General features: G+C 45.5%; 21 protein-coding genes, 2 pseudogenes and 3 riboswitches. Of the genes and pseudogenes, 8 read left to right on the top strand and 15 right to left on the bottom strand.

Annotated elements, in window-relative coordinates; translation table 11 throughout:
- Nucleotides 1-26: 26 nt before the first annotated feature.
- The 6 genes and pseudogenes from pepT (at nt 27) to KXD37_RS06980 (ending at nt 5140) form a co-directional block, all read left to right on the top strand.
- Nucleotides 27-1259, top strand: a complete 1233-nt coding sequence (pepT, locus tag KXD37_RS07005) for a peptidase T (RefSeq protein WP_255002333.1) — start codon at nt 27-29, stop codon at nt 1257-1259.
- A gap of 107 nt (nt 1260-1366) precedes the next feature.
- The gene (locus KXD37_RS07000; protein ID WP_010332428.1) at nt 1367-1492 is read left to right on the top strand and encodes a hypothetical protein; all 126 of its coding nucleotides are present in this window, start codon (nt 1367-1369) and stop codon (nt 1490-1492) included.
- Between the two features lie 278 nt (nt 1493-1770).
- Nucleotides 1771-2049, top strand: a pseudogene (locus tag KXD37_RS06995) (hypothetical protein).
- A gap of 151 nt (nt 2050-2200) precedes the next feature.
- Nucleotides 2201-2356, top strand: a pseudogene (locus KXD37_RS06990) (hypothetical protein); the annotation flags it as partial.
- A gap of 66 nt (nt 2357-2422) precedes the next feature.
- Nucleotides 2423-2528: riboswitch (SAM riboswitch) on the top strand.
- Nucleotides 2529-2612: 84 nt separating this feature from the next.
- Entirely contained in the window at nt 2613-3746 is a 1134-nt protein-coding gene (locus KXD37_RS06985; RefSeq protein WP_185848453.1) for a 5-methyltetrahydropteroyltriglutamate--homocysteine S-methyltransferase, read from the top strand.
- 68 nt (nt 3747-3814) lie between these two features.
- Nucleotides 3815-3922: riboswitch (SAM riboswitch) on the top strand.
- 78 nt (nt 3923-4000) lie between these two features.
- Nucleotides 4001-5140 (top strand): 5-methyltetrahydropteroyltriglutamate--homocysteine S-methyltransferase, encoded by a 1140-nt coding sequence (locus KXD37_RS06980; RefSeq protein ID WP_059335375.1) that lies wholly within the window; start codon nt 4001-4003, stop codon nt 5138-5140.
- Between the two features lie 47 nt (nt 5141-5187).
- On the opposite strand, the gene KXD37_RS06975 is transcribed toward KXD37_RS06980, so the two are convergent.
- The 7 genes from KXD37_RS06975 to KXD37_RS06945 all read right to left on the bottom strand — a co-directional run bounded on the left by KXD37_RS06975 (nt 5188) and on the right by KXD37_RS06945 (nt 11893).
- Entirely contained in the window at nt 5188-6582 is a 1395-nt protein-coding gene (locus tag KXD37_RS06975) for a sigma-54 interaction domain-containing protein (protein ID WP_101859850.1), read from the bottom strand.
- Between the two features lie 80 nt (nt 6583-6662).
- The gene (locus tag KXD37_RS06970) at nt 6663-7436 is read right to left on the bottom strand and encodes a 3-hydroxybutyrate dehydrogenase (protein ID WP_106019795.1); all 774 of its coding nucleotides are present in this window, start codon (nt 7434-7436) and stop codon (nt 6663-6665) included.
- Between the two features lie 17 nt (nt 7437-7453).
- Entirely contained in the window at nt 7454-8110 is a 657-nt protein-coding gene (locus tag KXD37_RS06965; protein ID WP_024123370.1) for a CoA transferase subunit B, read from the bottom strand.
- The gene (locus KXD37_RS06960; RefSeq protein ID WP_101864273.1) at nt 8107-8820 is read right to left on the bottom strand and encodes a CoA transferase subunit A; all 714 of its coding nucleotides are present in this window, start codon (nt 8818-8820) and stop codon (nt 8107-8109) included. The genes KXD37_RS06965 and KXD37_RS06960 overlap by 4 nt, the downstream gene beginning before the upstream one ends.
- 23 nt (nt 8821-8843) lie before the next feature.
- Nucleotides 8844-10283: a GntP family permease gene (locus KXD37_RS06955; RefSeq protein WP_106021886.1), complete on the bottom strand. Its 1440-nt coding sequence runs from the start codon at nt 10281-10283 to the stop codon at nt 8844-8846.
- A gap of 228 nt (nt 10284-10511) precedes the next feature.
- Nucleotides 10512-11354 carry a methyltransferase domain-containing protein gene (locus KXD37_RS06950; protein ID WP_263463504.1) on the bottom strand — a complete coding sequence of 281 codons (843 nt, stop codon included), beginning with the start codon at nt 11352-11354 and terminating at the stop codon, nt 10512-10514.
- Between the two features lie 296 nt (nt 11355-11650).
- Nucleotides 11651-11893 (bottom strand): hypothetical protein, encoded by a 243-nt coding sequence (locus tag KXD37_RS06945; protein ID WP_263463444.1) that lies wholly within the window; start codon nt 11891-11893, stop codon nt 11651-11653.
- 172 nt (nt 11894-12065) lie between these two features.
- Nucleotides 12066-12167, top strand: a riboswitch (purine riboswitch).
- Between the two features lie 127 nt (nt 12168-12294).
- Here KXD37_RS06945 and KXD37_RS06940 point away from each other — a divergent pair.
- Nucleotides 12295-13488 carry a NupC/NupG family nucleoside CNT transporter gene (locus tag KXD37_RS06940; RefSeq protein ID WP_095712686.1) on the top strand — a complete coding sequence of 398 codons (1194 nt, stop codon included), beginning with the start codon at nt 12295-12297 and terminating at the stop codon, nt 13486-13488.
- Between the two features lie 42 nt (nt 13489-13530).
- Here the strand turns inward: KXD37_RS06940 and KXD37_RS06935 are convergent, their stop codons facing one another.
- The 3 genes from KXD37_RS06935 to KXD37_RS06925 all read right to left on the bottom strand — a co-directional run bounded on the left by KXD37_RS06935 (nt 13531) and on the right by KXD37_RS06925 (nt 16754).
- Complete coding sequence (locus KXD37_RS06935) at nt 13531-14205, bottom strand: DUF3298 and DUF4163 domain-containing protein (RefSeq protein WP_151174627.1); 675 nt, start codon at nt 14203-14205, stop codon at nt 13531-13533.
- Between the two features lie 148 nt (nt 14206-14353).
- Entirely contained in the window at nt 14354-14644 is a 291-nt protein-coding gene (locus tag KXD37_RS06930) for a hypothetical protein (protein ID WP_024123376.1), read from the bottom strand.
- A 49-nt stretch (nt 14645-14693) separates the two neighbouring features.
- The gene (locus KXD37_RS06925) at nt 14694-16754 is read right to left on the bottom strand and encodes a catalase (protein WP_151174628.1); all 2061 of its coding nucleotides are present in this window, start codon (nt 16752-16754) and stop codon (nt 14694-14696) included.
- Between the two features lie 207 nt (nt 16755-16961).
- Here KXD37_RS06925 and citH point away from each other — a divergent pair, with 207 nt between their 5' ends.
- Complete coding sequence (gene citH, locus KXD37_RS06920; protein WP_010332446.1) at nt 16962-18242, top strand: citrate transporter CitH; 1281 nt, start codon at nt 16962-16964, stop codon at nt 18240-18242.
- Between the two features lie 44 nt (nt 18243-18286).
- Here the strand turns inward: citH and KXD37_RS06915 are convergent, their stop codons facing one another.
- From KXD37_RS06915 to KXD37_RS06895, 5 genes are all read right to left on the bottom strand, one after another.
- A complete protein-coding gene (locus KXD37_RS06915; RefSeq protein ID WP_151174629.1) occupies nt 18287-19393 on the bottom strand; it encodes a hypothetical protein in 1107 nt (368 codons plus the stop codon).
- 95 nt (nt 19394-19488) lie between these two features.
- Nucleotides 19489-20910, bottom strand: coding sequence for a glycoside hydrolase family 1 protein (locus KXD37_RS06910; RefSeq protein WP_151174630.1), 1422 nt, complete (start codon nt 20908-20910; stop codon nt 19489-19491).
- A 19-nt stretch (nt 20911-20929) separates the two neighbouring features.
- Nucleotides 20930-22765, bottom strand: a complete 1836-nt coding sequence (locus KXD37_RS06905; RefSeq protein ID WP_127696325.1) for a beta-glucoside-specific PTS transporter subunit IIABC — start codon at nt 22763-22765, stop codon at nt 20930-20932.
- Nucleotides 22766-23075: 310 nt separating this feature from the next.
- Complete coding sequence (gene licT, locus KXD37_RS06900; RefSeq protein ID WP_024123382.1) at nt 23076-23909, bottom strand: BglG family transcription antiterminator LicT; 834 nt, start codon at nt 23907-23909, stop codon at nt 23076-23078.
- A 96-nt stretch (nt 23910-24005) separates the two neighbouring features.
- A complete protein-coding gene (locus tag KXD37_RS06895; RefSeq protein WP_263463443.1) occupies nt 24006-24686 on the bottom strand; it encodes a hypothetical protein in 681 nt (226 codons plus the stop codon).
- Nucleotides 24687-24875 lie beyond the last annotated feature (189 nt).

The raw sequence follows: 24875 nt of genomic DNA, 5'->3' as shown, positions 1-24875 counted from the left end.
GAATAAAACAAAGGAGATGATTGGAAATGAAACAAGACATCATTGAACGGTTTACTACATACGTAAAAGTCGACACGCAGTCCGATGAATCAGTCGACACCTGCCCTTCCACACCCGGCCAATTGACGTTAGGAAACATGCTTGTTGAGGAATTAAAGTCAATCGGCATGGAAGACGCAGCCATTGATGAAAACGGCTATGTCATGGCAACCCTTCCTTCCAATACTGACAAAGACGTGCCGACGATCGGCTTTCTCGCCCACGTCGACACCGCCACAGACTTTACCGGCAAAAATGTGAATCCGCAAATCGTTGAAAGCTACGATGGAAAAGACATCACGCTCAACGAAAAGCTGCAGGTCATCCTATCGCCTGATCAATTCCCTGAACTGTCGGGCTACAAAGGCCACACCCTGATCACCACAGACGGTACAACCCTTCTCGGCGCTGACAATAAGGCTGGCATCGCCGAAATCATGACAGCCATGGATTATCTCATCAAACATCCTGAAATCAAGCACGGCACCATCAGAGTTGCATTTACACCTGATGAAGAAATCGGCAGAGGCCCGCACAAATTTGATGTTGGGCGATTCAATGCCTCCTTTGCCTATACCGTTGACGGCGGCCCGCTCGGTGAGCTTGAATATGAAAGCTTCAATGCTGCCGCGGCGAAAATCACGATCAAAGGCAACAATGTACATCCCGGCACGGCAAAGGACAAAATGGTCAACTCTGCGAAGATCGCAATGAAGCTGAACAGCATGCTGCCGGCAGATGAGGCACCTGAATATACAGAGGGCTACGAAGGCTTCTATCACCTGCTTTCCATTCAGGGAGATGTAGAAGAGACCAAACTCCACTACATTATCAGAGACTTTGACAAAAACATCTTCCAAAACAGAAAAGAAACCATGCAGCGCATCGTTGAAGAGCTCCAGAACGAATACGGACAAAATCGCATTCAGCTTGATATGAACGATCAATACTACAATATGAGAGAAAAAATTGAGCCTGTCATCGAAATCGTCAACATTGCCAAACAAGCGATGGAAAACCTCGGCATCGAACCGAAAATCTCTCCGATCCGCGGCGGCACGGACGGTTCGCAGCTTTCCTATATGGGACTTCCAACGCCGAACATCTTTACCGGCGGGGAAAACTTCCACGGCAAATTTGAATACATCTCAGCCGACAACATGGTCAAAGCCGTAAATGTCATCGTTGAGATTGCAAAGCTATTTGAAGAACAGGCGTAAGCTGAGAAACCAGTCCAAAAAAGGACTGGTTTTTTTGCGTGAAAATGAAACATTTTAAAAGCTCTGTCCGTAAAACAACTATCAACGGATGAGGAGGAAATGCAAAGATGAAGAACACAATTGCCGCAAAAAGCCTGTTCAAAAAATGGATGATTTCCCGCCCGCTCAAAATGCAAACAAAACGATCAAACCCATTTAAAAAAATAAGAAGAATGTTCAAACGCTTTTTCTGACCCTTCGCCGGACTCCCCCTCAAATCAGCCAACCATTCCAAATTTCCGCCCAAATGCTCCGTAATTTGGGTTTTTTGTGTTCAATTCCTCAAAATAGGGTATACATCAAACAAAGAAGAACACATTATCCATATATAGTTAATTTGAATTACAGAAATTTAGGTTAAAAGTTATATAAAGGAATTCATTTTAACGTCGATAGTAACTATAGAACCAATCAAAAGGAAAAACAACAGCTTAATGCAAGACTATTTTCAGGTCATCGGCGAAAAGGATTTTTGAGGGACACGCATTTAATATTATTGGATTTAGAATTTTTTGAATACTTTTAGACGTTTTATCCGTACAATAGAGAATACCAAAACTTTTTTTGGGAGGTATGTAAAATGATCCTATTTATTATCATCGCATTATGTGGCTATCTTCTCTTTTCATTCAGCAAAGACAATAGACGAAAACCGCAAAAGACAAGCCCTCTTCCTGCACCCGTTCCTCATCATAATAACCTAATCGACCTTGACGCCATCCGCCAAAAACGCCGGATGCATCTTTCCTAAGACATACCATATAAAATGAAAAGGCTGCAGATATATGCAGCCTTTTCGTTATTCCTGGAACCTATCCAAACAAAAGGAGACTTCAGTAATGATCGAATGATTGATGAAACAACGGATCTTTTCGTTTAAAGATGCTTTTCACATTTACAGCCAGAATGTGCGGATGTCTGTCAGCAAAAAGCGGCTCAGCTGGGGTGATACGTATCGCCTCCAGATTGGACATGAGGCAGATATGCTGATTTGCACAGCCATCGCGATTGTGCTGGATATGGTATTGTATGACGGTGAAGATAAGTCAATTTTCTAAAAAACTGTTGACAATTCATGCAAAAATACTAATATTAAGATAATTGAAAATCCAATAAGAAGATTTACCTTATCAAGAGAGGTGGAGGGACTGGCCCTATGATACCCGGCAACCGCTGTTTATACAGAATGGTGCTAAATCCTTAAGAACATCGCGTTCTTGCAGATGAGGCAGAGATTTGATCGTTCAAGCTCTTCCTTACACAAAGGAAGAGCTTTTTTCATGCAGCAAACATTTTAGAAAAGAGGCGAATGATATGGCTCAACAAGTAAACCTTGCAGCACAGAAATCAGAAAAACAAAAGAAAGCCCCTTTCCGCGCCGATCATGTCGGCAGTTTATTACGATCCGCCCCAGTAAAAGAGGCGCGGCAAAAACAAGCGGCCGGCGAGATCACGGCAGAACAGCTTCGTGATATTGAAAATAAAGAAATCACCCGTATTGTCGAAAAGCAAAAGGAAATCGGCCTAAACGTTGTAACCGACGGAGAGTTCCGCCGTTCGTGGTGGCATTACGATTTCCTGGAAGGGCTCGACGGAGTGGAACCGTTCATCCCGGCTGAAGGAATTCAGTTCCATAACGCGAAAACAAAAGCCCGCAGCATTAAGGTGACGGGAAAACTGGATTTCACCAGCCATCCGGCGCTTGCCGATTATCAATTTTTACACAGCATTGCCGGAGATGCGACAGCAAAACTGACAATTCCAAGTCCGAATATGCTGTTTTTCGGTGAAAAAGCTGATCAAGGCGTATATCCCGATCAGGAGGAATATTTTCATGATCTGGCCCAGGCGTACAAAAAAGCGATTAACGCTTTCTATGATGCGGGCTGCCGCTATCTTCAGCTCGATGATACGTCATGGTCTCTCTTCTTTGAAGAAAAAGGCAGAGAGGTTGTCCGAGCCCTCGGCGGTGATCCGGAAACATTGCCTGCGTTGTTTGCCAAAACGATTAACGATGCAGTGGCGGACCGTCCTGACGACTTAACGGTCACGATGCACATTTGCCGCGGCAACTTCCGTTCAACTTGGGCGGCATCTGGAGGCTACGACGCTGTAGCGGAAACGATTCTTGACGGTTTAGACCTTGACGGCTTGTTCCTGGAATACGATGATGACCGCTCCGGAAACTTTGACCCGCTTCGTTTTGTCAAACGCAAGGATCTGCAGATTGTCTTAGGCTTGATTACATCCAAATACGGAGAACTTGAGGACCCAGAGGATGTCAAACGCCGAATCAGCGAAGCTGCGCGCTTTGTCAGCTTAGATCAGCTTTGCTTGAGCCCGCAGTGCGGTTTCGCTTCAACAGAAGAAGGAAACCTTTTGACTGAGGAGCAGCAGTGGGCGAAGCTCCGTCATGTGGTCGACATTGCCAATGATGTGTGGAAATAATCTATCATTGACAGAAAAGAGAAATGTGTGAATAATAGATACTATCAGAAAATTTCATAAAAATGTTTTCCTTATCAAGAGAGGTGGAGGGACTGGCCCTGCGATACCCGGCAACCGCTGTTTAACAGAATGGTGCTAAATCCTTTAGAGCAGATTTTTGCTCTAGAAGATAAGGTTGAGATTGTTCACGCAAGCTCTTCCTTATCCAAAGGAAGAGCTTTTTTATATTCGAATGGAAAGAAGGAATGAACAACATGTCACAGCAAACAACACCCGCAGAACAAAAACAATCGCTTCAGAGAAAAAAAACGCCGTTTCGCGCGGATCAAGTCGGAAGCCTGCTGAGATCTGAGCCCGTCAAAAAAGCGCGGCTGCAAAAGGCGGCCGGCGAAATCACTGCCGAACAGCTTCGCCAGATTGAAAACGATGAAATCATCCGCATTGTGGAAAAACAAAAAGAAACCGGCCTGAACGTCGTGACAGACGGGGAATTCCGCAGAGCGTGGTGGCATTTTGATTTCCTTGAAAATCTGGATGGCGTTGAGCCGTTTATACCTGAACAGGGTATTCAGTTCCATAATGTGCAGACAAAAGCACGCGGCATCAAAGTAACAGGCGATATTGATTTCTCAAATCACCCAATGCTCGAAGATTACTCATTTTTACATGGCATCGCTGGTGATGCAACGCCAAAAATGACAATTCCAAGTCCGAATATGCTCTTTTTCCGCGGCAGATTGGAAAAGGATGCATACAAAAACGATTATGCTCTTTTCCAGCATGATGTATCAAAAGCGTATAAAAAAGCGATTCAAGCGTTTTATGACAGAGGCTGCCGTTACCTCCAGCTTGATGATACAGCATGGGCTGTTTTCTTATCTGAAAAAGGCTTGAAACAAGTGGAAGCATTCGGAACAACGCCTGACGAGCTTCGCCAGCTGTTTGCGAAGTCGATCAATGACGCAATTGCCGACCGTCCGGATGATATGACCATTACCATGCATATTTGCCGCGGCAACTTCCAGTCCACTTGGACAGCTGAAGGCGGTTATGATGCGGCGGCGGAAACCATTTTTGACGGCTTGAATCTGGATGGGCTTTTCTTAGAGTATGATGATTCACGCTCAGGCGGATTCGAACCGCTTCGTTACGTGAAACGCTCTGATCTTCAGCTTGTCCTAGGCTTGGTGACATCTAAATTCGGTGAGCTTGAACATCCTGATGACGTGAAACGCCGTATCGAAGAGGCGTCCCGTTATGTCAGCCTAGATCAGTTGTGCCTGAGCCCGCAATGCGGATTCGCTTCAACTGAGGAAGGCAACAAGCTGACCGAGGAACAGCAATGGGCGAAGCTGCGCCATGTTGTTGAGATCGCTAACGATGTTTGGAAATAAGGAACAGAAAAACACACTTGATTCCCTGGCGGGGCAAGTGTGTTTTTTTATGCCTGCTCAATTTGATAGGCTTTGCATTTTTCATATAAGCTTGTTTTTCCTATGCCTAATAGCTTTGCTGCCTTTATTTTATTGCCGTCTGCTGCGGCAAGCGCCTCGATAATCGCGTTTTTTTCCGCCTCAGCGATTGTCTCTTTTAATGGCTGTATAGATTGATATTCCCGGATTTTGATTGTTCTTTGGATGGGTTGATCTTCAGGAGTGAGATTCAGGTGTTTCGGTTCGATTCGTTTGCCGTCGAGGACGTTGACAGCCCGTTCTAGGACATTTTCCAATTCTCGTATGTTTCCCGGCCAAGAATAGCTCTGAAGCACTGCAATTGCTTCTTTAGAAAGCTCCAAGCCATCAAAGCCAAATTTCCGTTCAAGTTTTTTTAATAGAAGCCCCGCGATCGGCACTACATCCTCTATGCGCTCTCTTAAGGACGGGATTTGAATGTTGATCACATTCAGTCGGTAATAGAGGTCTTGCCGGAAGTCTCCTTCCCGGACCATTTCTTCGAGATTTCGATGTGTCGCCGCAATCACTCGTACATCTATTGGGACCGGGCTTCTTGCGCCGATCCGCTCTATCTCTTTCTCCTGCAGTACGCGAAGGATTTTGCTTTGCATATGCAGCGGCATATCACCTACCTCATCAAGGAAAATGGTTCCTTGATGCGCAAGTTCGAATTTTCCTTTTTTCCCGCCTTTTTTTGCCCCCGTAAAAGCGCCGTCTTCGTATCCGAACATTTCTGATTCAAACAAATGCTCTGGGATCGAGGCGCAGTTGACGCGCAGAAAGGGAGCATACCGGCGGCGGCTGTTCTGATGGATGGCGTGTGCAAACAGCTCTTTTCCCGTGCCTGATTCTCCTAAAAGCAAAACGGCCGATTGGCTGTCAGATACCCGTTCAGCCAGCCGTTTCGCTTCCATAAAGAGAGAGCTGTTTCCGATCAAATCGCCAAAATGGTATTTACTGAAAAGCTCTTTTTCGTATCTATTTTTGTAGTAATTGAGTTCATTGAGGAGGGGTTTAATTTTTCTTGAATAATCCATCCATTCCTGCGGATTGCGAAACATAACGGTTCCGACCGCTCCTACAAGCTGCTGATTCACATAGAGCGGATACCGGTTGGCGATCATTTCGCTGCCGTTAATCGGATGAATAGCGGCAGCCTCTGTCCGCCCCGTCTTCGCCACGATGTGCATTCTCGAGTTTTCAATCACGTCCTGAACGGGTTTTCCTATCGCTTCTTCCTCTGTTTTTTTAAGAAAGTCACAGTACGCCGGATTGATATAGAGAATTTTCCCCTCATGATCAACCACAACAATACATTCCGCTGCAAGGTTGATGATTTCATCCAGCCATTCAAAGGGTAATCTTTTAATAGAATGTTTCATCTCCCTGTCGCTCCCGTCACATTTTGTAATCGCTTTCAACCTTATGATAAACGAGAGCCTCCTATGAATACAAGAATCTATTATTGAGCTGTGTAGCCTCCATCCAGCACGACCGCCTGCCCTGTGACGCCTTTCGCCTTTTCACTCGCCAAAAATACGGCATAATCAGCAATTTCTTTCACCGAGAGAAGACGTTTTTGCGGCACAAGCGGAAAAATCACCTCTTCCAGAACCGATTCATAGGGAACATTTCTTGTTTTAGAAAGATCGCTCAGCTGATTGCGGACAAGCTGTGTGTCCACATATCCCGGGCAGAGTGCATTCACCGTAATCCCGTGGGGCGCGCCTTCCAGCGCCCCCACCTTTGTCAGCCCAATGACGCCATGCTTTGCGCTGTTATAAGCGGCTTTTCCCGCAAACCCCACCAGTCCGTTCACAGACGCGATATTGATGATCCTGCCGAACTGCTGTTTTTTCATAAGGGGAAAGACATGCTTCATTGCGATGAATGGCGCGGTCAGCATGACGCGAATAAGCTGTTCAAACCGTTCTGTCGGAAACTCTTCAATCGGCGCGACATGCTGTATGCCTGCGTTATTCACCAAAGTATCCAAACGTCCGTATCTGGTCTTGATAGTATGGACGATATCAGCGATTTGCTCTTCCTTTGTTACGTCACATGGAATGCCCGTGGCGCTAAAGCCTTCCTCGTTCAGCTTGGCAGCGGCCTCACCGCACGCTTTTGGATTTACATCTGAAATAATGACATCGGCGCCTTCCCGGGCGAATTCCTTTGCGATTTCAAATCCGATTCCGCCGGCTGCGCCTGTCACAAAAGCGACTTGTTTTTTCATGACATACACCTTCCTGCTCAAGATTTTTGCCGGATGACTGACTGGCTTACGGCGAAGTCAGCTTCAGTTTTCTCATATACCTCTTCCAGCGTGACGCCGTCCTGGAGCTCAGTCAGTGTCATATGTCCATTATCAAAATCAAAAACTGCTAAATCAGTAATTAGCCGATGAACGACTTTCTGTCCTGTCAGCGGGAGGGAGCATTGTTTTTTCACCTTCGATTCCCCATGTTTATTGACGTGCTCCATGATGACGACGATTCGCTTAGCCCCGTTGACCAAGTCCATAGCGCCGCCCATTCCCTTCACCATTTTGCCCGGAATCATCCAGTTCGCCAAATCCCCTTGCTCAGAAACCTCCATACCCCCAAGGATGGCCAGGTCGATATGCCCGCCTCGTATCATCGCAAAGGATTCCGCGCTGTCAAAATAGGATGCGCCTGTTACGGCGGTGATCGTTTCTTTCCCCGCATTTATCAGATCCGGGTCTTCCGTTCCTTCCAGCGGATACGGGCCGATCCCGAGCAAACCGTTTTCTGATTGAAGCATTACATGCACGCCCTCGGGTATCTCATTTGCGACAAGTGTCGGCATCCCTATCCCAAGATTGACGTTCATACCGTCTTTTATTTCCTTTACAGCACGTTTGACCATTCGTTTTCTGGCTTCCTTCATTGTGCCGCCTCCTTTCCCTTCGCTTGCCGAACGGTTCGTTTTTCAATCCGCTTTTCATGTGTGCCGAGCACAACATGCTGTACGTAAATACCAGGCGTGTGGATGTGGTCGGGATCGAGCTCTCCCGTCTCAACAATTTCTTCTGCCTCGGCAATTGTGATCTTTCCCGCCATGGCGGCAACCGGATTGAAGTTTCTTGCCGTTTTCCGAAAAACTAAATTTCCCATGGTGTCCGCTTTCCACGCTTTTACAATGGCGACGTCCCCAGTAATTCCTTTTTCTAACACATATGTGCGTCCGTCAAAGGTTTTATGCTCTTTCCCGTCAGCGATGGTGGTTCCGACGCCTGTGGCTGTATAAAATCCCGGTATGCCTGCTCCGCCTGCTCGGATTCTTTCAGCGAGCGTTCCTTGGGGAACCAATTCCACTTCCAATTCTCCGCTTAAAAATTGCTTTTCAAAAATTTTGTTTTCACCAACGTAGGAGGCGATCATTTTTTTGATTTGCTTGTTTGCCAGCAGAAGGCCGAGCCCCCAATCATCGACTCCGCAATTATTGCTGACGACGGTTAAATCTTTTACCCCTTTATCCCTTATCGCCAGAATGAGCTGCTCGGGAATTCCGCACAGGCCGAATCCGCCCGCGATCAGTGTATCCCCCTCCCGAATGAGTTCTGCGGCTTCCTTACTTGATGACAGCACTTTTCCCATATCTGATTCCCCTTTCGTTTGTCCTATACAAGGCCCGTCAAACTGTAAATCGCGATAATCACAAATACGGCGGCGGTTTTGATGAGAGTAATCGCAAAAATATCCCGATACGATTGGCGATGGGTCAGACCCGTCACAGCCAGCAGGGTGATTACCGCCCCATTATGCGGAAGCGTATCCATGCCTCCTGATGCCATTGAAATGACCCGGTGCATCACTTCAGGCGGTATGTGATAGGTCTGAATCGCTTTTAAATATTGATCAGACATCGCGCTTAACGCGATTCCCATTCCCCCTGAGGCCGATCCGGTGATCCCTGCCAGCGTTGTTGTCGTCACAGCTCCGTTTACAAGCGGATCCGTAAACGTATGTGAAATGCCGCTGCTCAGCTTATGAAACCCCGGCAGCGCAGCAACGATACCGCCGAAACCATACTCGGCGCCTGTATTCATCGATGCAAGCAAAGCGCCGCCGATCCCTTCATTCAGCCCTTCCTTTAGCTGTCCAAACACTTTTCTCCAATCAAACAAAATGGTTGCGATGATTCCGATCAGGAGGGCCAGCTCCACTGACCAAATGGCAACCGCGGAGGAGATATCAAGTTTCCCGAACTCTCCCAATCCTATGGCGGAAAAATCAAATTCATTCGGATACCACTTGGGAAGGAACGTGGTGAAACATTTGTTCATCAAACCAACGAGAATAAGAGGAACAAAAGCGAGTGCGTGCCGGACCTTACTTGTGTCAGGCTCTAAGACCGGCGGGCTTTGTTCCGGGGCAAGATCAGATGGCTCACGCGCGGCAGAAATCTCCGATTGAAAACCGGCGTAGCCTTCGCCCGTTTTCTCTGCTTTTTTGCGCCTCGATTCCAAGTAGAACATACCTGCCGCCAGCACAAACACCGCACCGATCATACCAAGCCAAGGGGCGGCGTAAATGTCTGTTTTGAAAAACGTCGTAGGAATTACATTTTGGATTTGCGGTGTACCCGGCAGTGCGTCCATTGTAAAAGTAAATGCCCCGAGAGCAATCGTTCCCGGTATGAGGCGCTTCGGGATGTCAGCTTCTTTGAACATATTTTTCGCAAAGGGGTATACAGCAAAGACGACAACAAACAGGCTGACTCCGCTGTACGTTAAAATGGCGCCCATCAATACGATAGCGAGTGTTGCTCGTTTCGCCCCGACCAGTCTGACAATTGTCTTCGCAATGGAAGCCGCCAAGCCGGACATCTCGACAACCTTTCCGAAAATGGCGCCAAGCAGAAATACTGGAAAGTACAGCTTAATAAACCCCGCCATCTTTTCCATAAATATGGTTGAGAAAAAAGGAAGCACAAAGCTTGGATCTGTCAGCAGTACAGCAAATAAGGCGCAAATCGGAGCAAACAAAATGACTGAAAATCCCCGATAGGCGACAAACATCAGCAAACCCAAAGCCAAAAGAATAATAATAATGTCCACAAACATCCCTCTTTTCCGCTTGTCTGAGAAAAGGAAAGCGTTTACAAAATATCCCCTCCCTTTCCGTCATTTCTAATGCAAGTTCTGTGCCAGTTGCCAGAAGACCATTTCAAGCCTTTCCTCTTCCATATTTACGGAAAATGAGCGATAACTATTCCAATCCAGTGGAAAATTCCGTTTTTGCGGAAAACAAAAGGAAAGCTCTTTATGGGAGCTTTCCTCTTTCACTCATTTCGTTCCGATTAATATATCAACATCAACTGTCAGCTGAGCCGATTTCATTTCTCTAAACTGGTTGATTTTTTCAGCCGATGCGGACCAGGCTAACGGTGTCATGTTCAGAAGCCATTCTACGCCTTGCTGATGAAGCGTTTTGGTATAGCGCATCCTCATCAGATGATCGAGCTGAAAATGTGTGGTAAAGCGCTCAATTGCAGGTGTATTGGAATAGGTTCGTCTTTCTGAATCTGCGTATAAAACCTGCCTTAGTTCTGTTAAGTAATCCTTTTGAGGGACAACCTTTATAACCAAACCATCTTTTTTCAGCAGTCTGTGAAACTCTGCATAATTTGAAGGTGAGAAAATCGATAGAATGACATCAAATTGCCGGTCTTGAAAGGGCGCATTAGCTACATCAGCTACGGCCCACAGCTTTCCGCCAATATTTTTTGCCGCTCGTAATATGCCATCCTTGGCAATATCAATCCCAATTCCGTGAACCGTTTTCTTCTCTTGAAGCAGCTCGCAAACCGCTTTCAAGTGGGTCCCCTCACCGCATCCGCAGTCTAAAATGGTTAACGTCTCTTTTTCAGACTTCCGGTCACTGATCAAGTCAGCTAATGCCTGATGAAGCGGTGCAAAAAAGTGATATTCTGCCATCAGCCGGCTTCTTGCTTCGAAAAGCCCCGCCCGATAGCTGCTTTTGACCGGCTTTGTCAGGAAATTTACGTACCCATGCCGGGATATATCAAACGTATGCCCGCTCTTGAAACAAACCAAACTTTTCCAAGATGTGACCTTCATTGAAGAATCGCAGATCGGGCATCGAAATAAAGAGACAAATTGATTCATATAAGCAGCATGCTTCTTTATGTTTGACACAAAAAACACCTCATTCATTCGTTTTTAAATAAATGAAAAAGGCATAGACAAATAAACCTGGGCCTATCTAACTTTTTGGCCAGGTCTGGAAAGTCGTCTATACCTGTCATTATCTATAACGAATGAATTGAATAATCATAAAAAAGAACTCCTTTTTGCTGCATAGAGGGTTTCCCCACTAATATGATACATCAATCATCCAGGAGTAGAAACTAGATTCTCAACGACAGGCGGCTGCCCGAACTCCTCACTGTTTAGAAGATCAATTAATAAGCGGGCTGTTTCTTCAGCTCCTCCGTTTTGTTGTTCGATCGGCCCAATGACGCCAGTACACCGGCATTATTGATTACATAAATGCCTTCCGGCTCCGTATCAAGGCTAACGCGCTGAAACAATTCATCAAAGAGCGCCTCGATCCCGTGGCTATCTCTCAAATCACTGCTGTCCAAGTCGATCAGCTTTTGATTATTCTGTCTTGAAATACAGTAAAGCCGATGGTCAGCATGCATTGGCGTGCCTGTGATGATGATATGCTTCGTTTTTTCCTCCTGATCACAATTTCAGCATAGCAATCCAATAAGAATTTCCTTTATTTTCTCGACTTCGAAATATAAATTTATTATTTTGAAAATAGTTAAAAAGGTTGATTTTCAAAAAGTGAAAGGATAAAATACTGCTATCATCTTAGAAAAAAGACATTCTTGTATATGATCAGTAATATGGTCTGATTGTTTCTACCTAGTAACCGTAAAAAACTAGACTACAAGAAAGTTTGAATAAATTTGAACGAGTTGAAAAGGACAAGTTCTTTTCTGTTTGCTCTTATTTTTCACACTTTCTGCACTTCCAGAATTTGTGAAGGATAAGGGCTTTTTTCATTTCCATAATAAACCTCATAGGAGTTGCTATCATGTACTTTTTATTAAACCTTGTCGGTCTCATTGTGATTATGGCAGTTGTGTTCCTATGCTCCCCGCAGAAAAAGAAAATCCAGTGGCGTCCGATCATTACGTTAATTGTTCTGGAGCTTTTGATTACGTGGTTTATGCTGGGGACAAAAATTGGCAGCTGGGCCATCGGACAAATTGGAAATTTCTTCACTTGGCTGATTGCTTGTGCCAGTGACGGGATCGCGTTTGCCTTCCCTTCTGTGATGGCAAATGAAACGGTAGACTTTTTCTTCAGCGCACTTCTTCCAATTATTTTCATCGTCACATTCTTTGACATCTTAACATATTTCGGCATTTTGCCATGGCTGATTGATAAAATCGGCTGGGTGATCTCAAAGGCTTCCCGCTTGCCGAAATTAGAAAGCTTTTTCTCTATTCAAATGATGTTCTTGGGAAATACAGAAGCTCTGGCAGTCATTCGCCAGCAGCTCACAGTATTAAACAACAACCGCCTGCTCACATTCGGCTTAATGAGCATGAGCAGCATCAGCGGTTCTATTATCGGATCTTACCTGTCAATGGTGCCGGCGACATACGTGTTTACAGCCATTCCATTAAACTGCTTAAACGCACTGATTATCGCAAACCTGCTGAACCCTGTGCATGTGCCGGAGGATGAAGACATCATCTATACGCCGCCTAAAGAAGAGAAGAAAGACTTTTTCTCTACAATTTCTAACAGTATGCTTGTCGGCATGAACATGGTCATCGTTATTTTGGCAATGGTGATTGGATATGTGGCATTAACGTCAGCAGTCAATGGCATTCTTGGTGTTTTCGTACACGGCCTGACCATTCAGACGATTTTTGCTTATCTCTTCAGTCCGTTCGCATTCCTGCTTGGGCTGCCGGTACACGATGCGATGTATGTCGCTCAGCTGATGGGAATGAAATTGGCAACGAACGAGTTTGTTGCGATGCTTGACTTGAAAAATAATCTTAAAACACTGCCCCCTCACACAGTTGCGGTAGCAACGACATTCCTGACGTCATTTGCCAACTTTAGTACAGTCGGCATGATTTACGGAACGTATAACTCGATCCTTGACGGCGAAAAGTCAACCGTGATCGGGAGAAACGTGTGGAAGCTGCTCGTCAGCGGAATTGCGGTATCTTTACTAAGTGCTGCGATTGTCGGCCTGTTTGTGTGGTAGAAACATTGAGCCATATCCCTTTTAAGGATATGGCTCTTTTGATTATTGATAAATAGAGGAAGGCACCTGTACATCCCGGATTCCGGCTGCATATGGTCCTAAGTCATACTGGCCGAAGACGATGGCGATTCCGTTTTTCGTAAAGTAAAACGTTGTGTCTTGGTTAAGGGTAATATCCTCTTTCTTTACATCAGGGAAAAACAGCGTGTCATGTTTTTTGATATAGCTGTATAGGTAATCTTTCGTTTTGCTGACTTTTGTTTTGGTATTCAGAATCTGATTCAGTGTCACCCGCTTTTGTGTGTTCAAGTCATAGTTGAAGGACTGAACAGACGTTAAACCATGGGCGCCGCCTGAATAGATATAATTGAGCGTTTGTATGCTGAGCTTGCCAGCCGCATTATATTTGACGCTGAAGGATGTTTGATATTCCGCGTTGAAGCCCTGCTGTTCGCCTGCTTTTTTGTTTTTCAGGTATTCCTGATACGATTGTTCAATGTAGGCTTTCAGCTCTTGATTGATGTTCTTTTCAAACGCGGCATTCCCGATGTGATGCACCTGAGGATACTTTAATTCCTTGATCTTTTTGTACGTATGGCTGCTGACAGTCGGCGTTTTCGCTTGAACCGCTTGTAAAGATGGGGCCGCATATGCAAATACACTAAAAAGCAAAACAGCAGCAGCTACCGCATATTTCATCATTTTGTTCAATTTCATACAATCTCCTCCTTTTTGATCTTCTTTGTTTATCATTCCCTTTTTTCTGCAACGCACACTTTTATAGACTGATGAAGTGAAAAGAAGTTTCTAGGTCGATCTGCTCGATTTTTCCCAAATAAAAAAGAGACAACATACTGTCTCTTTTTTACTGTTTACGCTCAGCAATCACTTCGTGAACCGCTTGTGCCAAATCAATATTCCCAAACATCTCTAACACCGCAATGACGGTCTGGTCAGGTATGTGTTCTGACTCGTTCTTCGGCACGATCAGTTCTTCCACTGTTTTTTTCAAGCTTTCATTCAGCTTTTGCTGCGGATATGCTTTGGCATATAGCTCCAACGGATCAAGATCATGGTTCACACACCATTGGGCAAACACTAATATCATCATATTTTCGTCGCGCTCGTAAGCCTCTGCGAGCTGTTTTTCGTTCATATGTCATGCTCCTTATGAAAAGTATCTTCCTCTAAGATACAGGAGCGAATCAAATTCGTCTATCCCAATGGCGGTGGGCGGCAACTGCTTCGATAAACGCTTTGCTAAAGCCGGTGTAATCATCTTCGTCTTTTGCTGTCACAACGCCCGGCCCCTCTTTTGTGCCGACAGCTGATTTGAGGAGGTCAACTCCTTCGTTTGCCGCGCCGACCGCCTTATAGTGATTGTAGGCTTCTCTGATAAACGCCATCGCTTGTTTATCTTCTTTTAATTCAGGTCCTCCTGCGGCATAAACCGCGTCATACAGAACAGAGTCTGTCGTCAGGAATGTGGCGCTGACCTCAAGCTGCTGTCCGGCGCCGCTTGTGATGTACCCCAGCGTTTGACTGATGATATCCGCTGTGATCCCTTCTTGTTTTAAGGTATCAAGCACTGTTTGCAGTTCTTTTTCATCAAAACCATTGCCGGCGAGAACCGCGACCTTCCTCGTTGACGCTGTTTTCACTGTACGGGCTTGGCTTAATGCAGGTGAGGTAAGGATTTCTTTTGATGCTTTGCGTTTCGCCGGCGGCGCCACACCTACTCCTTTGGCGATTTCTTCTGCCAAGACAGTATCTACGTTGCTGAAGACATCTACGACCTGCCGCTGCACATCTTTGCTTTTGACCTTCCCGACCTCGAAGCAAAAGGCAGAAATGATGTGCTTTTTCTCAACCGGTGACATGCTGTTCCAGAACAGTTTTGCCTGTGAGTAGTAATTATTGAAACTGTCGCTCCGCTGGCGGATTTTTCTGCCCTCTACTTTCTCCTGATAGTGGACGTAACCGCCTTCTTCGGCTGACGCAGGAGACGGGTCATTGTTCTGCAGAGAGTTTTTATGATAAGCGACCGGCCCCTTGTTGATGGTCATCCGATGATAACCGTCGTACTGGTTGTTATGGAACGGACATACCGGGCGGTTAATCGGAATCTCGTGGAAGTTCGGGCCGCCAAGACGGATCAGCTGTGTATCCGTATAAGAGAAAAGCCGTCCCTGCAGCAGCGGGTCATTTGTGAAGTCAATGCCCGGCACCACATTTCCCGGGTGGAATGCGACTTGCTCCGTTTCAGCAAATACATTATCCTGATTGCGGTTCAGCGTCATTTTCCCAATGATCTTCACCGGCACAAGCTCTTCCGGCCAAAGCTTCGTCGGATCAAGAATATCAAAGTCAAATTTGAATTCATCTTCTTCATCTATCATCTGCACGCCTAGCTCATATTCAACAACGTCGCCGTTTTCAATCGTTTCCCACAGGTCGCGGCGGTGGAAATCAGGGTCTTTTCCGGCAATTTTCTGCGCTTCATCCCATACGAGAGAATGCACGCCGAGCACCGGCTTCCAATGGAATTTCACGAAACGCGCCTTTCCTTGTTCGTTGACAAAACGGAACGTGTGAACGCCAAAGCCCTCCATCATCCGGTAGCTGCGGGGAATGCCTCTGTCAGACATCGTCCACATCACCATGTGAGCCGACTCTGGATTATTGGCGACAAAGTCCCAAAACGTATCATGAGCTGTCGCGGCCTGAGGCATTTCATTGTGCGGCTCAGGCTTAAACGCATGCACCAAATCCGGGAATTTGATCGCATCCTGAATAAAGAACACCGGAATATTATTGCCTACTAGATCATAGTTTCCTTCTTCAGTGTAGAATTTCGTCGCAAAGCCTCTGGCGTCACGCACCGTGTCAGCGGAGCCTTTGGAGCCCGCAACTGTTGAAAACCGGACAAATACCGGTGTCTTCACCGAAGGGTCCTGAAGAAATTTCGCCCGGGTGAATTCTGTCATCGGTTCGTAAACCTGAAAAAAGCCATGCACGCCATAACCGCGCGCATGCACGATCCGTTCAGGGATTCTCTCATGGTCAAAATGGGTCATCTTCTCCCGAAAGTGAAAATCCTCCATCAACGTCGGACCGCGAACTCCGGCTTTTAACGAATGTTCGTCCTCAGACACCCGTACACCTTGGTTTGTCGTCATTTTCTTTCCGCTGTTATCGACCCTGTACTGTTCGAGCTGCTCGTCTTTTGAGTGTTCATTGACTCGTTTGTTTTGATCATCACTCATGTCTGCTCCCCCTTTTCCTATTCCAGATCTCAAAAATAAACATTCTACAGCACATTTACCCGTGGCGATCTGCATATAAACTGCTCATCTGCTCTCTAGGTTTTTAGGTCTACTTGTCAACATGAGGTCATAAATATTTGAAATAAGCCTTCTCGAAGCGTGGAAGCGCTTACTAAAATTGTGCTGTTGAATGGGGGAGGTCATATCGTGCTTGCGATACTTGGTTTTGTGATGATCATTGTCTTCATGTATCTTATTATGTCTAACCGGCTTTCCGCTCTTATTGCCTTGATTGTCGTTCCTGTTGTGTTTGCCCTGATCAGCGGATTCGGCAAAGACCTGGGCGATATGATGCTTCAGGGTGTAACAGGCCTCGCTCCAACAGGCATCATGCTATTATTTGCGATCCTGTATTTCGGCATCATGATTGATTCAGGTTTGTTCGATCCGCTTATTGCCAAAATCTTATCCCTTGTCAAAGGAGATCCATTAAAAATCGCTGTCGGCACAGCGGTGTTGACGATGACCATTTCGCTGGACGGAGATGGGACAACAACGTATATGATTACCATTGCTGCGATGCTTCCGCTATACAAACGGCTCGGCATGAACCGGCTGGTGTTGGCGGGAATTGCAATGCTCGGGTCGGGAGTCATGAATATTATTCCGTGGGGAGGGCCGACTGCAAGGGTTTTGGCTTCTCTCAAATTGGACACGTCAGAAGTCTTCACTCCGCTGATTCCTGCTATGATTGCCGGCATTCTTTGGGTGCTTGCCGTAGCCTATATTCTAGGAAAAAAAGAACGGAAACGGCTCGGCGTCATCTCAATTGAACACCAGCACGCCTCCGATCCGGATACTGCGCCGCTCAAACGCCCCGCTCTCCAGTGGTTTAACCTGCTGCTGACTGTCGTGCTGATGGCCGCTTTGATCACCAGCCTGCTCCCGCTTCCTGTTCTTTTTATGATCGCATTTGCTATCGCCTTGATGGTGAACTATCCGAATGTAAAAGAGCAGCAAAAGCGAATCTCAGCGCATGCAGGAAATGCGTTAAACGTTGTCTCCATGGTATTTGCCGCCGGCATTTTCACAGGCATTTTGTCGGGCACAAAAATGGTAGACGCCATGGCGCATTCTCTCGTATCACTCATCCCTGACGCCATGGGCCCGCACCTGCCCTTGATTACAGCCATCGTCAGCATGCCATTTACCTTTTTTATGTCGAATGACGCCTTTTACTTCGGTGTTCTGCCGATCATCACGGAAGCCGCCGCTGCTTACGGAATAGATGCCGCAGAAATCGGCAGAGCCTCTTTGCTGGGCCAGCCTGTGCATTTGCTCAGTCCTCTCGTTCCCTCCACTTATTTATTGGTCGGAATGGCGGGCGTCAGCTTTGGCGACCATCAAAAATTCACGATCAAATGGGCAGTGGGAACAACCATTGTGATGACGATTGCGGCACTGCTGATTGGGATTATTTCGTTTTAACGTGAGAAAAGGATTTCCGCTGCCGGAAATCCTTTTTTGGTAATTTAGTTGATATATTTTATGACAGGCAAGCTTTCAGCACCTGAAGCATAGTAGTAATTTAAAACACTGAAAAAGTCTATCGCTTTGCCGGTTTTCAGATCAACGATCAATATATGGTCCCCATAGTTCTGATCATCCGCATCAAGCCTTCTAGGTGTTTTTTTACCTAACGTATCAAGGAAAGAATCATCATAACCTACCCCGGACTGATAAGCTGATACATGATGCATAAAAAGCGTGCCTGTGTCTAAGTAAACCATGATGGCTGAGCTTGAACTTGCATAACTCGAACGATAAGTGACAGGGTCAGAAATATTTTTAACCTTCACATCAGAAATGGAATGGGTGCGCTGATTATACCCGCCTCCATAGGAAAAATAATATTCTCTTTCCCAGTCTAATGAAGATGTTTTCGTATTAGAATTGTACAGCAGTGTACCATTAGCATAAACGGAACCGTCTCCATACTCAGCAACAAAGGCTTGTAAATTAGACGTTACCGATTTTACACTTGAATAATTTGAAGGGTTTTTCGCATTTAACTGAATGTTATATGAATCTCCCGTCGTTCCTTCAGAGGAAACCCGGATCATATAATCGCCAGCGGGAAGCTCTTTTAAAAGCACTAAGTTCCCTGCTGCCATTGATATATTAGACGGCTGAGCTTCTCCTGTATCCCAATTGACAACATACAATTTCAGATGGTAATCGCTGTTGTCTGAAAGAATTCTTGTGATAAGGGTTCGATCTGACGAAGTACTGAAAAAGTACATATCATCAGGATTATTTTCATCAAGGACAGAGGTTGTATTGAAAACCTGGTCATCGGAGTTGTACATGGAACTTGTTTTAAAAACATTCTCATTCGAAGGCTTCTTCACTTTCATCTTTTCTGTTTTATTGTCCGTTTTAAGGCTTACTTGCTTCGCTTGATTTAATGAAACATCCTCAGTTTCCTTTTGTTTTTTCAGTTTTTCCTGCTGCTCCATGATTGGTTTATCTTTTAACACACTTTGCGCTGAGGCAGCATTTGAATTCATACATAAACTAAAAACAACAAGCAACACAGTACACAAAAAAGGCAGTGAAACAATTTTTTTGTTCTTCATATACAAACCCCTTTCCAATTTTATACTATACATATCGGCAAGGAGCTCGGATCATTTACATAAATATATTTATTTTCATAAATTGTTTATTTTTTCTATCGGTTCATTGACGCGCCATTCGAAGCAATCAGCTCTTTATACCAATAAAAGCTTTTCTTGCGGATACGGCGCAGGTCTTTCAGGTCGAATTCATCACGATTGACATAGATGAAGCCGTAGCGTTTAGAACAGCCCTGATGAGTGGAAATTAAGTCAATCGCAGACCACGGTGAGTAGCCGAATACGTCAACGCCGTCTGTAATCGCCCATTGAATTTGTTCAATGTGCTGCTTTATATAATCAATCCGGTAATCGTCATTAACTGTATCGTTTTCATCTAGTTGATCGAAAGCGCCTAACCCGTTTTCTGTGATGATCAATGGCAGCTGGTAGCGGTCATAGATTTCACGAAGTGTGGAACGGAAGCCAACCGGATCAATTTCCCAGCCGAAATCGTTTTTCTTCAGGTTCGGGTTGGCGCTGCCGCGGTAGACGCCGTCTTCTCCCGTTTTCAAATGCTGGTCTCCTCCTCGCGCTGCCTCGTCCGAGCCGTCGCCTTTGCTTGCTTCCGCCGTTTGAGACGTGTAGTAGTTAAATGCGATAAAATCAGGCTTCGCAGATCGCAGAATCTCCATATCACCATCTTCAATGACTGGCGTATAGCCTTTTTCTTTCATATATGCCCAAGCTGTCGTGTTATAACGCCCGTGAACCGCCATATCTAAATAGAGCCAGTTGCGGATTGCATTGTAGTTGAAGGCTGCGACAACATCTTCCGGTTTTGAAGATGCCGGGTAAATCAGCGCAATGTTTGGAGCTGGGCCGATCTTGGCTTCCATCAGCATCTCATGGCATAGATTCATAGCCTTCGCCTGTGCCACCAGCATGTGGTGATTTTGCTGATACAGTTCTTTTTTCGGGTTTTTCAGATTCGGATCAAGTGTGCCCAGCGCACTTCCATGCAGGATCATCATGTTTTGTTCATTGATCGTCAGCCAGTACTTGACACGGTCACCGAAGTGTTCAAACAGCACCTTCGAATAACGTTCAAAAGCGTCAATTGTAGATCGCTTTGACCAGCCTCCCTTTTCCTGCAATGCATTCGGCAGATCAAAGTGATACATCGTGACGATCGGTTCAATCTTATATTTGAGCAGCTCATCAATCAGATTACTGTAAAATTCAATCCCCTTTGGATTGATGTCTCCGTCGCCATCAGGAATAATTCGCGTCCAGGCGATAGAAAAACGGTATGCTTTAAAGCCCATTTCAGCAAACAGCGCAACGTCTTCTTTATAACGGTGATAATGGTCGCTGGCTACCTTAAAATCAGTCGTTCCCTCAGGATAGCTGTCGCGGGCGTCAATCACTGAAGGTCCCTTTCCATCTTCGTTCCACGCGCCTTCAACCTGATAAGCAGAAGTTGATGCTCCCCACAAAAAGTTCTCCGGAAATGCCGCAAGTTTGTTATAGTTCATCGTTTGTTCCTCCAATGTTTTAGATTAAAGAAAGAATTCTTTCTTCTGTTTTGACTTGCTTTTGATCAGTTTGAATGACGTCGGTATATTGATCTGTGTTTGTGATGATGATCGGCGTGTTCATATCAAACCCTGCTTTTATTAACTCCTCTAAATCAAATTCAGCCAGCAGATCGCCTTGTTTGACGGCTTGCCCCTGCACCACTTTAGGATAAAAGTGTTTTCCTTCCAGCTTCACCGTATCAAATCCGAGGTGAATCAGGATTTCTGTTTCCTGATGGGTGATCATGCCGAATGCATGGCCAGTCGGGAAAACGGTCGATATCACGCCATCTGCCGGAGCCACCAGCCGGCCTTTCTCCGGCAAAATCGCAATCCCCTTTCCAAGCGTCTCCGATGCGAACACCTTATCCTTCACTTCCGCTAACGGAATCACGCTTCCTTCTAATGGACTGCTGATCTGTTCATGATGTGCGACAGGTGCTGGCGGTTCCGTTTTGGCATCTGCTTTTTCTTCCGCGGGATCTTCAAAACCGACAATGTACGTTAGGATAATTGAGAGAATAAAAGATACCGAGATTCCCAAGATAAAGCCTGCAAACCCCTGTCCGTAGAAAATCGGGATGGTCAATAGACCCGGCGCACCTGAAGCGATGGCCACACTGTGAGCCTGCCCGATAATCGCCCCGCCAACAGCCGCACTGATGACACCGCATACAAAAGGTTTTTTCAGTCGGAGCGTCACCCCATAAACGGCAGGTTCCGTAATGCCGAAAATTCCGGTGACAGCGGCGGAGCCCGCAAGCGTCTTCAATTTTTTATTTTTCGTTTTTAACATGACTCCGATGGCGGCACCTGTTTGGGCAAACACAGCAGCTGCTGTAGCCGGTTTGATAGAATCCTGCCCGTTGACCGCAATATTGTTTAAAATAACCGGCACGATACCCCAGTGAATGCCGAAGATGACAAGGATCTGCCAAAGGGCTGCGATCACGGCACCGGCCAGCATCGGATTAAAATGAAAGATCGCCAGAATCACAGCCGCGATGCCATTCCCGGCATTTACGCCAATCGGCCCGAACACGATTAATGTGAGCGGCACGACCGTCACTAAACAGATCAGCGGCGTGATGAAGGTTTTTACACTGTCATGAATCAGCCTGTTTAGAAACTTCTCCATGCAGCTCATCACAAAAATCGCCAGGATGATCGGTATAACGGTTGATGTGTAATTCATTAAAACAACAGGAATGCCAAAAAAATCGGTATCCGCATTGCCATTCTTCAGTTCAATAATGGTTGGATAGATGAGCGCCCCCGCAACCGTGACAGACACAAACACGTTTGCGCCGAATTTTCGGGCAGCTGTAATGGCAAGCAGCAATGGCAGAAAATAAAACAGGCTGTCTGCGGCGGCATACAAAATCGTGTAAGTTGTATCCTCAGTTTTGAGCCAGCCGGCATTTGTACAGATCATAAGCAGGCCCTTTAAAATTCCCGCTCCCGCCATCACGCCAAGCAAAGGCGTAAAAATGCTCGATACGATATCAACCAGCCGGCCGAACAGATTCCCTTTCTGAGCATAACGCTCTGTTTGGTCATCCTGCAGCACACTTGATATCTTTCCAATCTCGCGATACACTTCGGAAACATGATTACCGATGACCACCTGAAACTGCCCGCCGCTTTCCACAACAGTCACGACATCGTCTAAAGCTTCTATTTTTTCTTTGTCTGCTTTTGAGCGGTCGTTCAGCGTAAAACGCAAGCGCGTCGCACAATGTACAAGCGAACGCACATTTTCTTCCCCGCCGACCAATTGTAAAATGTCTCTGGCTGCTGCCTGAATCCCCATTTCCCCTCATCCCTTCCGCTGAAAAATAAAAAACCTAAACTACCCCTGCCACAATAGGAACAAGTAGTTTAGGTTTTGCCTGCTGACCAGTAACAATCCTATAAAACTTCATCATTCGATTTTTCTTCAATTTTGCACCATCACCATCCCCTGAAAAAAATAAAAACCTAAATTACCACCAGCACAGACAGAGATCCTCCGCACTCATCGTAATTTAGGTTTTGCCTGCTTATCAGTAACAATCCTAAAATCATAATATATTGATGTGAGAAAAAATTAACACACGAAAACAAAAATGTCAACGCTTTCATCATGTTTGTTTGACGACCCTTTCAATATGAATCGTTAAGTACAGCAGCTCGTCCCTGGTGAGTTTGTGTTCATATTCTTGTTCCATATACGCTTTGATTTTCTTCGTGCAGTCATACGCGCGATGATATTTTTCTTTCACCGTTTCCAGCAAAAAATCGTCCTGGCTTTCAAGATAAGTTCCGTTAAAAAGACGCTGCGCGAAAAACTTCAGGTGAGTGACAAACCGGTAATAATGCAGCGATTCTTCATCAAATTCAATATTAAAATGATATTTTACAATACTTAAAATCTCTTGCATCACTTTTGTAATGTTAATGATATTGGGCATCTCTTCATTGAGTTCGGCATTCACGATATGGAGGGCAATAAAACCTGCTTCATCCTCCGGAAGGGAAACACCTGTCTTGTTTTTCACCATGTGCAGCGCTTCTTTGCCAATGGCAAACTCATCTTTGTACAGCCGTTTGGTTTCCCACAGCAAAGCATTTTTGATATCAAGGCCCTTTTTATTGCGCTGTATGGCAAAGTTAATATGATCGGTCAGCGACACGTAGATGCTGTCGTTCAGCTTTTTGCCAAGCTGTAACTTCGCATAGCTGATAATGTCCTCACACACTTCCATACACTCGAGCGGTATTTCATACAAAAGGGTTTTAAATTTCTCTGATACATCCTTGTTATCGAGAGTGAACACCTTCTCAATGCGTGCTTCATCGACCTCGTCGCCGGACTTTTTTTGGAACGCGAGCCCTCTGCCCATGATGACCAATTCTTTCCCTTGTTCATTGACCACACTAATTACGTTATTGTTGATCACCTTCGCAATCTTCATGACATGTCCCTCCAATCAGCTAAGAACAGACTACACCTTGATTGTACATTCTTTTTGTACTAGGTCAATATCTTCAGGGAAAGAGCAGCGATCCGGTCAATATACTTCACTCAGCACCGTCTGCCCGCTCTGTTTCTGAAGCAGCGCCTCAAGATGGCGTTCAAAGGATTCCTTATCTGCCCCCTGCTTCTTGACTATGCCATTCATTAAGTTGATGCTCTCAGCATTGTATTTCGTATATTGTTTTTTCAGCTGATCCAGCTGTTTTCTTGTTTGTTTAGCGTTTTTCGGTGTGACCTGATTGATGAGCGCGATCATGCTGCCGGTAATCTCAAAAAAGGTGTCTCTATTGACTTTAAGCTGCTGATTCTCATTGCGGCTCTTTTCTTGATTGCGGGTTTTTTGAAGCATTGCGAATGCCTCGCTGTTTTGTTTTTTTAGCCGGCCGTTTTCGAGTTTAATTGATTCAAGATTTTTCTTCGCTATATCTGCTTCCTCTTCTGTCATGCTGCTGCGAATGAAATATTCAGGGTTGCCGATCCCATAATCAAACGTCTCGCTTACGTGTACCATAGAACTGAAAACAACCGCCAGCTGCATATCGTTTGATAGGGTCTGAAAGTCTTGCTTTTTCTTGCTGCCCAGTGATTTTATCATGCTTTGTTTGATCGTCTTTTGATCATGTTGGGCAGCGTTCTGAACATTGCTTTCGCTTTCACATGCGCTCATCGCAAGAACAGCGACCAGCAGGCTTATCAACAAGCCTATTCGCCTCATGCTCTGTCTCCTCTCTGCTGAAACCCTTCTGGAAAAAGCGGCAAAATATAGTTAAATCGTACCAGATATTTGATGTGTCAGCAATAAACCAAAAGTATTATTTGACCTATATAGAACATAAACATTTTGTAAAAATTGACCACGGTTCCATCCTTTTCTATGCGTTTTCTCGTACAATAGAAGTATCGT

Source organism: Bacillus sp. XT-2, from assembly GCF_025696525.1.
Classification (GTDB): Bacteria; Bacillota; Bacilli; order Bacillales; family Bacillaceae; genus Bacillus; species Bacillus halotolerans.
The sequence above is the reverse complement of the archived record's forward strand: the minus strand, read 5'-3'. Positions and strand labels throughout refer to the sequence as shown.